This window comes from Paenibacillus sp. RC84 (genome assembly GCF_041260495.1).
Taxonomy (GTDB): Bacteria; Bacillota; Bacilli; order Paenibacillales; family NBRC-103111; genus Paenibacillus_F.
The window spans coordinates 453,499-466,027 of sequence record NZ_JBGBYL010000001.1; the positions used below are offsets into that span (position 1 = coordinate 453,499).

Annotated in this window: 11 protein-coding genes; 9 read left to right on the top strand and 2 right to left on the bottom strand. The window is 51.7% G+C overall.

Annotated elements, in window-relative coordinates:
- Positions 1-318 precede the first annotated feature (318 nt).
- Positions 319-549, bottom strand: coding sequence for a DUF2626 domain-containing protein (locus tag ABH899_RS02040; protein ID WP_009671348.1), 231 nt, complete (start codon positions 547-549; stop codon positions 319-321).
- A 377-nt stretch (positions 550-926) separates the two neighbouring features.
- On the opposite strand from ABH899_RS02040, the gene ABH899_RS02045 reads away from it, so the two are divergent.
- The 8 genes from ABH899_RS02045 to ABH899_RS02080 all read left to right on the top strand — a co-directional run bounded on the left by ABH899_RS02045 (position 927) and on the right by ABH899_RS02080 (position 9,182).
- Positions 927-1,574, top strand: coding sequence for an RsfA family transcriptional regulator (locus ABH899_RS02045; RefSeq protein WP_369993552.1), 648 nt, complete (start codon positions 927-929; stop codon positions 1,572-1,574).
- 163 nt (positions 1,575-1,737) lie between these two features.
- Complete coding sequence (locus ABH899_RS02050; RefSeq protein WP_369993553.1) at positions 1,738-2,700, top strand: ketopantoate reductase family protein; 963 nt, start codon at positions 1,738-1,740, stop codon at positions 2,698-2,700.
- A gap of 2 nt (positions 2,701-2,702) precedes the next feature.
- On the top strand, positions 2,703-3,101 hold the full coding sequence (locus tag ABH899_RS02055; RefSeq protein WP_369994074.1) for a DUF3397 domain-containing protein: 399 nt from the start codon (positions 2,703-2,705) through the stop codon (positions 3,099-3,101).
- 419 nt (positions 3,102-3,520) lie between these two features.
- Positions 3,521-5,197: a peptide ABC transporter substrate-binding protein gene (locus tag ABH899_RS02060; protein ID WP_009671330.1), complete on the top strand. Its 1,677-nt coding sequence runs from the start codon at positions 3,521-3,523 to the stop codon at positions 5,195-5,197.
- 103 nt (positions 5,198-5,300) lie between these two features.
- Entirely contained in the window at positions 5,301-6,233 is a 933-nt protein-coding gene (locus ABH899_RS02065; RefSeq protein WP_103993601.1) for an ABC transporter permease, read from the top strand.
- A gap of 3 nt (positions 6,234-6,236) precedes the next feature.
- On the top strand, positions 6,237-7,172 hold the full coding sequence (locus ABH899_RS02070; RefSeq protein ID WP_009671333.1) for an ABC transporter permease: 936 nt from the start codon (positions 6,237-6,239) through the stop codon (positions 7,170-7,172).
- Positions 7,173-7,186: 14 nt separating this feature from the next.
- Positions 7,187-8,233: an ABC transporter ATP-binding protein gene (locus tag ABH899_RS02075; RefSeq protein WP_009671339.1), complete on the top strand. Its 1,047-nt coding sequence runs from the start codon at positions 7,187-7,189 to the stop codon at positions 8,231-8,233.
- Positions 8,226-9,182: an ABC transporter ATP-binding protein gene (locus ABH899_RS02080; RefSeq protein ID WP_326052820.1), complete on the top strand. Its 957-nt coding sequence runs from the start codon at positions 8,226-8,228 to the stop codon at positions 9,180-9,182. Before ABH899_RS02075 ends, ABH899_RS02080 begins: the two co-directional genes overlap by 8 nt.
- Positions 9,183-9,293: 111 nt before the next feature.
- Here the strand turns inward: ABH899_RS02080 and ABH899_RS02085 are convergent, their stop codons facing one another.
- Positions 9,294-10,583, bottom strand: coding sequence for an MFS transporter (locus ABH899_RS02085; RefSeq protein WP_369993559.1), 1,290 nt, complete (start codon positions 10,581-10,583; stop codon positions 9,294-9,296).
- A gap of 268 nt (positions 10,584-10,851) precedes the next feature.
- Between ABH899_RS02085 and bshC the strand changes: the two genes are divergently transcribed.
- The gene (bshC, locus tag ABH899_RS02090; RefSeq protein WP_369993562.1) at positions 10,852-12,486 is read left to right on the top strand and encodes a bacillithiol biosynthesis cysteine-adding enzyme BshC; all 1,635 of its coding nucleotides are present in this window, start codon (positions 10,852-10,854) and stop codon (positions 12,484-12,486) included.
- Positions 12,487-12,529 lie beyond the last annotated feature (43 nt).

Here is a 12,529-nt window from a genome sequence, read left to right on the forward strand (position 1 = left end):
CGCCGGTGATGCCGGGTAGCCGATAAGCAAAGCTTTTGAGCCGGGAAATGAATGAAAAGAATATCCTATGACCCGAGCAGAGATAGATGAATGAGGTGAAATAGGTAAATTAGATAATTCCCATGCCGGCCCTACATGTCATGGTTCTTGGGGCCCGGTTCTATGTGATGGTGCGGAATGTACACATACCAGCTTATTTTAAGGGGCAAATACCGGTTTAGCGGTGAGCGGACGTAAGTGTCCCCAAGTCCAACGAAAAAAAGGTGATCCGCGAGGTTCAATCGCGAATCACCTTTTTTGCTCAAGCGCCGTATGTAATTAGAGAGGCATTTTGAACACGGACCAGTACGTGAATCCGGTAAACGAAATAACCATATAGCCCCAGAACAATACGATGTATGTACGTTCCGACAGCTTCAGATAGCCAAGTAGTACGAATACGACGGTTTGAAAAAAGAACAGCATGGACATGGGATACATTTCTCCCGCCAGACTCATCAGGGCGATCACCAGAGTCCAGAAACCCAGAACTCGGAACATGCGATCCATGAAAACTTCCCCCTCTCCTACCACGATGCGAAATAATCTAATCTTCATTATACCCAGCATACCCTGTAGTGTAAACATCCAATCGTCTGCCTTTGTTAAAAAGTTGTGACAAGCATTGCCAATTCCGGGCGAAGTTCCCGCGGTTGTCTCTTAACCGGTCTTCTTTTAAGGTATGAGTGTCATAAAAAATGGAAATACCAAATAGTATCAAATAGATTCTATGAAATCTGCCAGGGGCATAGAGATATTACGAGCGGAACCGTTCACGGATAAATCTCCTGCCCGGCTTATGAACGGTCCGGCCGATTGGGCATGAAAGTCGAATGCGCGGTAGGACGTGATCTATTTTGGACAATAGGTTAGGAGGATTGTAAAACATGACGGCAATCAGGCAGGATGCTTGGAGCGACGAAGATGATTTGATGCTCGCGGAGGTAACGCTGCGCCATATCCGGGAAGGCAGCACTCAACTGGCCGCGTTTGAAGAAGTGGGGGAGCGTATCGGACGGACGGCCGCGGCATGCGGGTTCCGGTGGAACAGCTTCGTACGCAAGAAATACGAGGCCGCCATTTCCATTGCGAAATCCCAGCGGCAGAAAAGAGCGCAGCTGAAAAAGCATGCGGCCGTTTCTACTATTTCCGGGGGAACCTCGCTAGCCGTTCTGGACGTTCTGGACCCGTCGGCCCGTGAAGTGACGGAAGAGGCGCTTTCCATTGATGCGGTAATCCGGTTCCTGCGGCAGTGGAAGCAGACTTACCAGGAACTGATGCGCCATATCAAGCAGATGGAGCGCTCTTTGAACGACAAGGAAGAGGAGCTTTCCAAATACCGCAGAGAGAACGAGCAGCTCAACAAGCAGGTCAATGAAGTTGAAACCGATTACCGGGTTGTCAACGATGATTATAAGGCACTTATCCAAATTATGGACCGTGCCCGGAAAATGGCCTTTTTAGTAGAAGAAGAGGAAGAGAGCAAGCCGAGGTTCAAGATGGACGCAAACGGTAATTTAGAGAGAATAGATTAAAGATCTTCCTGGAAATCCTTCCGGCATACTGCCGGGGGGATTTATTTTTTTTGAAGCGTCAAGAAGGATTACGCCGTCCTTGCGGGGAATGGCTGAAAAATGGCGAATTATGCAAGCAAGGAATAAGGGACCGAATGCAAAATAAGATAAAGGAGTGGGGGCCATGCTGGTAGAAGTCATCGGAGGCGGCTCGCTGGGACTGCTGTTTGCGGCCAAACTGGCGGCAGCCGGCTGCCGGGTAATGCTGGTTACGAGGAGCAGGGAACAGGCGGAAGCCGTAAACTACAAAGGAATCCGTGTGGAGGGCTGGACGGAGTTAACGGCTGAAGTCCCCGCACTCGCTTTTCCGGATGCCATGAGCGGTTTGAATTCCGCGGATCGATCCGAAGGAAGGTTTATTCTCCTGGCAGTCAAACAGACGGCTTTTACGGAAGAATTGGCGTCTTATCTGATTTCTTCCATGGAGAAAGGCGCTGGGCTTGTTTCACTTCAGAACGGGATCGGCCACTGGGAGAAGCTGGACAGCGAGAAAGCCCGTCCCTTCATGATCCAGGCCGTGACCACGGAGGGGGCAAGACGCTTGTCGCATTCGGAAGTGGCGCATACGGGCCGCGGCTGGACGCGGATCGGCCATATCCATGCCAAGGATACGGAACCGCATACAGAGAAGGTTCCGCAAATAAATTTGAAAACGGTTCAAGATTGTTTAAAGCAAGCAGGATTTGACGTTTTTGTGTCGAAGAGTATAGAGCGCCATATATGGAGCAAGCTTTTGATCAATGCGGTGATTAATCCGCTGACGGCTCTGCTCCGGATTCCTAACGGGAAGCTGCCTGAGACTTCGGACTCACTGCTGCTGATGAGGAAGCTCTTCGAGGAAGGAAGGGACTTGGCGCTTACACAGCACGTAACGGTTGAAGAATCTTTATGGGACGAAATCCTGGAAGTTTGCCGGAAGACGGCTGTCAACCGATCTTCGATGCTGCAGGATATCGCGGCGGGCAGGATGACGGAAATTGAGTCAATCACGGGTGGTCTGCTCGCAAAAGCGGAGCGGGCCGGGATGTCTATGCCCACTCATGAAACCGTATACCGGCTGATTAAAGCTGCGGAGCAAAGTGGGTGATGATGGGATTGGATTCATTCATAGACGGATTGTCCAGCATATATGCGGTACTTGCTATGCTCCCTTTTCTTTCCTTTGTGCTGATATGGATAATCGTATATATTGTAACCAAAGAAAAGAAAAAATCCACCCGGATTACTATGGATCTCACGACCTTCCTGCTGCTCGGATCCGTCGCATCGCTGTGGAACTCTTTGTTCTCCAGCTCGTTCGGATTATGGTTTCTTCTGCTGGTCATTCTTATCGTTTTCGGGCTTATAGGCGGATACCAGAACGACAGGAAAGGGAAGATGGAACTGGGGAAATCGCTGCGCATCGTATGGCGGCTCAGTTTTATGGGACTTTCTCTTCTGTATGTCATGTTTATGGCGATTCGCATGGGGACGGCTGTTCTCGGATAGCGGTCTCCCTTTTGCCGACATGAATTGACCGCAGTTCAACTAATTGCCGAATTAACGCTCTAAAGCAGTGCTGGCGCAGGTTAGGCGCGGTTCGGAAGTCTCAAATACTCGAACCTATGTAGAAAATTACAAGTAGATTTTATTGACCTTTGGTTGTATAATAGGTAATTAGTAACAGTTTAGCCTTTACAGCATTTTAACATTTTTGCAAGAGAAAGTTCTTTTTCACAAAAAAGATTCTGGACTTCCTGACAAACTGTGTTATAAAATGTAACATGTAAGGGCGAAAGGCCGATATTGTCGCTTTAGCTCGGAGAAGTGCCTCGATTAGGGGAAGCGGTGTCATTGGAAAATTCAAAATTTTCCGTCAAACACCTTTAACCATAAGATTTATTATTAAAGGGAGGAATAATTACCGTATGAAAGCTAAAAAGTGGGTTTCCACAGCGGTTGCACTGACGCTTGTCGGCAGTATCGCAGCAGGTTGTGGCAGTGACGACAAGGCAGCAACGGGGGACAAAGGCGGTACAGACAAAGCAAATGCCGCTAAGCAAGAACTTCGCATTAACTTCAATGCCGAGCCACCGGTTCTAGACAGCTCCAAAGGTACTACAAATGCAGCATTTACGATGCTGAACGCACTGAACGAAGGCCTCTACCGTCTCGATAAAGACGGCAAACCGCAGCCTGGACTTGCAGCTGCCAAACCGGAAATTTCCAAAGACGGTCTCGTTTACACCATTAAGCTCCGTGACGCGAAATGGGCAGACGGCCAACCGGTTAAAGCGAGCGATTTCGTTTATTCCTTCCAACGTACTCTCGATCCGAGCACTAAAGCGCAATACAACTTCATGACTGCCTGGATTAAAGGCGGAAATGACATCATCAAAGCAAAGCCTGAAGAAGTTGAAGCTAAGAAAAAAGCTCTAGGCGTTAAAGCGATTGATGAGAAAACACTCGAAATTACACTGGAAAAGCCGGTTACCTTCTTCGAAGATCTCCTTGCTTTCCCGATTTTCTTCCCGCAACGTGAAGATCTGGTTACCAAAAACGGTGAAAAATACGGCGGCGACGCTGACAAAATTATCGGTGCTGGTCCGTTCGTTCTGAAACAATGGAACCATGACCAAAACCTCGTATTCGAGAAAAACCCGAACTACTGGGATGCTGCCAACGTAAAACTGGAGAAACTGACGGTTAACATCGTAACGGACTCCAACAGCTCCTTGAACCTGTATGAAACCGAAGAAACAGACGTAACGAACCTGAGCAGCGACCAGTTCAAAGCGAAATCTCAAACGGACAAAGAAAACATCAAAGTGAAGAACGAATTGACTTCGATGTACTTCATGTACAACCAGAAGAACAAAGTTCTGGCCAACGCAAACATCCGTAAAGCACTGACGCTTGCGGTTGACCGTGACGCTTACGTACTGACGCTGGCCAACAACGGTACGGCAGCGGCAAGAGGTCTTGTAGCCGACGGTACTCAAGACGGCAACAAGAACGAATTCCGTAAAACAGCCGGCGACACGCTTCCGAAAGCAGATCCGGCCAAAGCGAAAGAATACCTGGCAGCAGGTCTGAAAGAACTCGGCATCGACAAACTTCCTGAACTGAAGCTCCTCGGCGACGAGCAGGGCTCCGGTAAGAAATCCATCGAATTCTTGATGGGCGAGTGGGAGAAAAACCTCGGTTACAAAGCAGTCGGCGAGCCTGTTCCGCACAAACTTCGTGTAGAACGTCAGAACAAAGGCGACTACGATATCGTACTTGCACTTTGGGGCGCTGATTACAACGATCCGATGACTTTCCTCGACATGTGGGTAACGGGCAGCGAGTTCAACAACGTGTACTACAGCAACCCTACCTATGACGAGAAAATCAAAGCCGCTGACAAAGAAGCGGATCCTGCTAAACGTTCTCAGCTGCTAGTAGACGCAGAGAAAATCCTGATGGAAGATATGGCTGTAGGTCCTGTCTATTCCCGTAAAGTTCCTTACCTCGTTCGCAACACGGTACAAGGTCTTGTACTGCCGAACTACGGTATGGAGTGGGATGTTAAAGGGGTAACAATTACGGAAGCGAAGAAGTAATTCTTTATTCCGCAGCTAGCTTAATAAGCAGCTAAAGTCAGAAGGGGACGCACCTCGCGGGACGTCCCCTTCCGGCTTCATTTTTTCAAAAGGAGGACCCTATGTGTTCAGATATATCCTACAGCGGCTGTTCTATGCCATCATTACACTTTGGCTCGTCATCACGGTCACCTTCGTTCTGATGAAGCTGCTTCCGGGCGATCCGTTCGGAGAAGCTGTACTGAAGATGTCCAAAGAAAACTATCAGATTCTGCTAGCACAATACGGGCTCGATAAGCCGCAATGGCAGCAGTACCTGCTTTACCTGAAACATGTGATACAAGGCGATTTGGGGGTATCCTTCCAATTCCCGGCGCGTGATGTAACGAGCATGATCAGTTCAGGTTTCAAACCGTCTTTCGAACTCGGCATTTACTCCATTTGTGTCGCACTCGTGTTCGGTTTGCTGCTCGGTATTATCGCCGCGCTCAACCATAACAAATGGCAGGACCGCACGGCTATCTTTATCGCGGTTGTAGGCGTGTCCATTCCATCGTTCGTACTCGGACCGCTTCTTGCTTATTACGTCGGAAACAAGCTGGGCTGGCTGCCAGCCGCATTGTGGAAAGGTCCTTCCTACAAAGTTTTACCGACCCTGGCGCTTTCATTCGGTACGCTTGCTAACGTGGCCAGAATGATGCGTACGTCCATGCTGGATGTATTGAATCAGGATTATATCAAAACTGCGAAAGCAAAAGGTTTGGCGAGTCACACGGTTGTATGGCGTCACACGATTCGTAATGCCATCATGCCGGTTGTCACCATTATCGGACCGGTTTTTGCGGGATTGATTACCGGTACGCTTGTTGTGGAACAGGTTTTCTCCGTTCCGGGATTAGGTAAGCAATTGGTTAATGCGATCTACTCTAATGACTATACCGTTATTTCCGGTATGACCATTTTCTACTCTGCGATTCTAATTATCGTAATTCTTATTACCGACATCCTCTACGGTTATATTGACCCGAGAATTCGTCTGGGGAAAGGCGGGAAGTAAACTATGCAAAATCCAGGACAATCGACTGTAAACGCATCCGGTAAATTTGCGCCCTTGATTAAGGACGAACATTTACAGGAGCAAATCGTCCGCCCGTCGCTGACCTACTGGAAGGATGCTTGGCGTCGACTTAAGAAAAACCGACTGGCTATGGCCGGCTTGTTTATACTCATTCTTCTCACTCTCGTTTCGATCGTGGCTCCATTCTTGTCGCAATTTGAGTATAGTGCGACGAATCCGTCCATCGCCAACACGAAGCCGAATTCCGTGCATTGGTTCGGTACGGACGATCTGGGCCGCGATTTGTGGACACGCGTATGGTGGGGAACTCGTATCTCCCTGTTCATCGGTATTGTAGCAGCTGTCATTGACTTGATCGTCGGCGTTATCTACGGCGGTATTTCCGGTTACTATGGCGGCAAAGTCGATTCCGTGATGCAGCGCTTTATCGAAATTATTTATTCCATTCCGTTCCTGCTGATCGCCATCCTCCTTATGATGGTGCTAAAGCCGGGCATTACGTCCATTATCATCGCTTATTCGATCACCGGCTGGGTGCCGATGGCGCGGCTCGTCCGCGGTCAGGTTCTTCAGCTCAAGGAACAGGAATACGTACTGGCTTCCCGCACACTGGGCGCCAACACGGGCCGGATTATTATGCGCCACCTGATTCCGAATGCGCTTGGTATTATCGTGGTTCAAATCACGTTCGTAGTTCCTTCGGCGATATTCGCGGAAGCCTTCCTGGGCTTCATCGGTATCGGTATCCGTCCGCCGCTCGCGTCGCTCGGATCCCTACTGTCGGACGGAGCGGCTTCCATGCGTTATTATCCGTTCCGCCTGCTGTTCCCGACAGCTGTATTCAGTCTTATTCTGCTAAGCTTCAACGTGCTCGGTGACGGTCTTCGTGACGCGCTCGATCCGAAGATGCGTAAGTAAAGGGAGGGAGTACCTTGAGTAAGCCCAAAGAAAATATTTTGGAAGTAAAGGATTTGAAGGTCTCCTTTAACACCTACGCAGGTGAAGTTCAGGCGGTTCGCGGTGTCACATTCGATCTTAGAAAAGGCGAAGTGCTTGCAATCGTAGGGGAGTCCGGCTGCGGTAAATCCGTAACCTCCCAAACGCTCATGCGTCTGATTCCTTCACCTCCCGGCGTTATTAAAGGAGGGTCCATCCTTTTTGAGGGTAAAAAAGGCAAGGTGGATATCACCAAGCTTTCCAATAGACAAATGGAATCCGTTCGCGGTTCCGAAATGGGTATGATTTTCCAAGATCCGATGACATCGCTCAATCCGACCATGACCGTGGGCAGACAGATCAGCGAAAGCTTGATTAAGCACCAGGGCATGACCAAGGAGCAGGCGCGTCAGCGTTCGATGGAACTGCTTCGTCTGGTCGGTCTCTCCAACGTGGAAGGCCGTATCAAGCAGTACCCGCATGAATTTTCGGGCGGTATGCGTCAGCGGGTTATGATTGCCATCGCCCTGGCCTGCAACCCGAAACTGCTCATCGCGGATGAGCCTACAACGGCTCTCGACGTTACCGTACAAGCCCAGATCATCGATCTGATGAGAGAACTGTCCATAAAAACGGGTTCCTCCATCATTCTGATTACGCATGACCTTGGCGTCGTTGCCGAAATGGCTGAACGCGTGGTCGTGATGTACGCGGGTAAAATCGTGGAGAAAGGGACCGTAGACGAAATCTTCTACGATCCGAGACATCCTTACACATGGGGACTTCTGAAATCCGTTCCCCGTCTCGATACGCGGGCGGACGAAGAGCTTATCCCGATTCCGGGAACGCCGCCGGACTTGTTCGCTCCGCCGAAAGGTTGCGCGTTCGCGGCACGCTGCCCATACGCCATGAAAGTGTGCGTAGAGGAAGATCCGGAACACACCCAGCTTTCGGCCGAGCACAGCGCAGCCTGCTGGCTGCTCCATCCGGATGCGCCTAAAGTCGAGCGTCCCGTTGAAGTAGGAGGGAAGCAGCATGTCTGATCAAACGATCTTATCCATCCGTAATATGAAGAAGCATTTCGACCTCGGCCAGGGCAAAATCCTGAAAGCGGTCGATAACTTCTCGATTGATATCAAACGCGGTGAAACTTTCGGTCTGGTCGGTGAATCCGGCTGCGGTAAATCCACGGCAGGACGCACGATCATCCGCCTCTACGAGGCGACGGACGGCGAAGTTATTTTTAACGGCGAGAACGTTCATAAACTGAGCGGCCGCAAAATGCGCGATTTTCACCGGAACATGCAGATGGTGTTTCAAGATCCGTACGCCTCGCTTAACCCGAGAATGACGGTCGGCAACATCATCGCGGAAGGTCTCGACATCCACGGTGTCGCTTCCGGCAGCAAACGCCGCGAACGCGTAGTCGAGCTGCTGGATGCGGTAGGCCTTAACGCCGAGCACGCCGGTCGCTTCCCGCACGAATTTTCCGGCGGTCAGCGTCAGCGTATCGGGATCGCCCGCGCGCTCGCAATCGAACCGCAGTTCATTATTGCGGACGAGCCGATTTCCGCACTCGACGTGTCCGTACAGGCCCAGGTCGTCAACCTGTTCAAGAAGCTGCAAAAAGACCGGGGTCTGACTTACCTGTTCATCGCGCATGACCTTGCGATGGTGAAGCACATCTCCGATCGTATCGGCGTTATGTACTTGGGGAATCTGGTGGAAGTCACCACTTCCAAGGAGCTTTATGCAAACCCGCTTCACCCGTACACCGAATCTCTGCTTTCCGCGATTCCGATTCCGGATCCGGAAATCGAGCGCAAGCGTGAACGCATCATCCTGAAAGGCGAGGTTCCGAGCCCGTTGAACCCGCCTAGCGGCTGTCCTTTCCGGACCCGCTGCCCTAAAGCTATGGATCAATGCGCGGTAACGATGCCTCCGATGAAAGAAGTGGAGCCGGGGCATTTCGTATCCTGCCACTTGTACTAATCATTAATCGTTTCATCAAAAGAACCGCCCGTTCGCACTCCGGTCCAGGAGATGCGAGACGGGCGGTTTTTTTATCGTGTTGCCGCATATATCTACGGTAGACGTAACGCTTTAACCCGATACGGACGGGGCCCCTTGCACGGGTTTCTCTTGAGACTCTTTCGGAGCGGACTCTTCCTCAGCAGCCTGTTTGGGAAGCTTGAGAGTGTAAAAGACGGCTACGACAAGCATAAGCGCGCCCAGTACTATGTAAATCCAGTCCAGCGAGATAAATCGTGGGTAGAACAAAGCGATAAGTCCGAGCGCAAGGGACTGAGCCCCCATCATTAGCGGATCGATCCACGCGTTTACCCGCCCCATCATTTTGCCATCCACAATTTGCGGCATCCAGCCGCCGATAGCTATATTGGCAGGTGCTATTAGTATTCCCGTAAAGAGGAAGCCGATTAGAAACAGCCAGATGTCATTGACGTAATTGATTCCGATCACCATAAGTCCGCTGGAGACGACGCTGCCTATGATCATGACGTGCGGTTTTATTTTTTTGGCCAAAATGGTCCCGAGAGCGCTGCCGACCAGTACCCCTACGCCTAGGCTAACGGATAAGAGCGAAGCGAATTTCTCATACTCATAGGCTGCGAGTTTGTATTTCAGCGAGAACAGGGGAAGGACGGTAAAGCCGCCGTTAACAAATCCGAAGAGGATAAAACCGGTAATGATCGACAGCAAGAGAGGCTTCCTCCAGATATATTTCAAGCCTTCGGCAAAATCTCCCCAAACGGTTTTAACGCTCATATCCCGCCATTTTCCGGGTCCGTTAGGCTGCTGTACTTTCTCTTCAAAACTGCAGGAACGGATAAGGAGAGCCGAGAGAATAAACCCCAATCCGTCGATTATGACGGCGCCTTCTACTCCGATCCAGTGATACGCCAAAGCTCCGAGGGCCGTTCCGAAGAGCATGAACAAGCCGAACACCGTCTGGTTCAAACCGGCAGCCTGCATATACTGCTCCTTGGATAAGATGCCTTGCACAAGGCCGGTTTCGGCCGGGGCGAAAAATTTCGCGACCGCGCTGCGAAGGAACAGAATCAGGAACGTGAGCGGCAATATTTCCAGAAAAAGCGAGAGGAAGAGCAGGACAGTCAGTCCGATTCGAATATAATTGGAATATAAACAAATGGACTTCCGGTTCATCCGGTCGGCCGCAACTCCGACGATAAAGAACACGAACAAGGTCGGTAGGGAATACATCATCTCGGCCAGTGTCATATAGAAGGGCTGGGAGCTGAAGCGGTCGAGCAGGAAGAAGGCAAACGCCATATTTCCGATCATGGTGCCGAGCTGCGAGAAAAAGCTGGCGGTGAACAGTTTGACAAACATACGGTTATGGAACACATTCATCGGTATCGATCCTTTCTATTTTCAAGCGCTACGTTCTCTATTCATAATAGAAGATATTGGAAGAAGATGAAAGAGGCGCGCGAATGAAGCTTACAGCAGCCTGCGGCGGTAAGGGATCTAGGTCTACAGACGGAGAGAAGGAACAGCATTTTTTGTACCTGATATAAAAAAATTAGCAACTTCCATTTTGACGTCAAGGTCAATGCCGTGTACAATCAATTAAGAGTAAAAATCCGACAGTGGTTACGGGGGAGGCGGCTGCAGAGAGATGCCGTGGAAAGCTTATCAATGGAAGAAGAGCCAACCTTTAACCGAGGATTACATCCATCATTTCGACCGAGTGTCGGCATTGTTTGATTATAATCCATGGGACAAAGGAAGTTTGCACCGCCGCGCCGAAGCTGTCCGCCAAACGGAAGCGAACCGGGCGGACCGGAAGCGTCTGGTCGAGGTGCTGCTTGAATATAACCGCCGTATCGGCAACCGGGAGACGGCGCTGAGTGCGGCTGCCGGTCTGGCCGAGGAGAATTCGCTTACCGTAGTGGGAGGCCAGCAGGCCGGCTTGTTCGGAGGGCCGCTGCTTGTCATCTACAAAGCGATTACCGTTCTTATCGCCGCGAGGCAAGCTCAGGCGGAGCTGGGTACGCCGGTCGTACCGGTATTCTGGATCGCCGGAGAGGATCACGACTTCGATGAGGTCGACCACATCCAGGTACAGCGTCCGGAACTGGACGTACATAAACTGTCGATCCGCCGTCCGTGGAATCTGCGGACATCCGTCAGCCGCTGGCAGGCGGATGAACAGACGTGGGAAGATGCGCTCCGCCGGCTGGATGAGTCGCTGCCGGACAGCCCGCACAAGACGGAGCTGCTGAGCCGCCTGCGTTCGTCCATGAACGGCCTGGCCACGCTCAGCGACACGTTCGCCGGCTGGATGGCTGCGCTGTTCGGCGACAGCGGGCTAGTCCTCCTCGACGCGGACGATCCCGCTTTGCGCAAGCTGGAGGCGCCGATGTTCACGCGTCTCGTCGGCGCTAACGAGCTTCTTGCGGCCGCCCTGATGCGCGGCCGCCGAGAACTTGAGGCGCTCGGCTATACGCCTCAAGTGGACGTGACGGACGAACAGTCGCATCTGTTCGTCATCGACCCGAGCGGCGAGCGAGTCCTGCTGCAGCGCAGCGGGGAGGGCTTCGCCGACAAGAAAGACCTGCGCGCCTACAGCAGGGAAGACTTGCTGGCCCTTGCGGAGAGGGAGCCGGAACGCCTCAGCAACGGCGTTCTTTCCCGCCCGCTCATGCAGGAGTTCCTGCTTCCGGTGCTGGGCACCGTGCTCGGACCCGCGGAAGTGGCCTACTGGGCGATGACGCGGGACGCGTTCGCGCTGCACGGCATGACGATGCCGATTGTCCTGCCGCGGCTGGAGTTCACGCTCGTCGAAGATGCCGTAACGAAATGGATGGACCGGTACGACCTGTCCATGGATGACGTGAAGGCGGGCATTGACGAGCGGAGAGAAGCGTGGCTCCGCGCGCAGAGCCCTTTTCCGGTTCGGGAACGGTTCGAAGAAGCGCGCGTGCGCGTGAAAGAGGTGTACACCCCTCTCGTGGACTCGCTTGCCGCTATCGAAGCGGGACTGCCGGATCTGGGGCATACCAATCTGGATAAGCTCCTTCACCAGATCGATTACCTGGAACGCAAGGCGGAGCAGGCGCTTGCCCGCCGGCATGACACGGCCTTATCTCAATGGAAGCGCATTGAGCTGGCTCTGATGCCGCTGGGCAAACCGCAGGAGCGGGTATATAACGTATGCGCCTATTTGAACCGATACGGGGATAAATGGCTCCAAGAGCTGCTGGAGGCGGATTTGCCGATGGACGGGGGCCACTACCTGGTTTATATTTAACTAGACAGCCTATATAGAAGAAGATTTTAGCAATCGAGGAGGA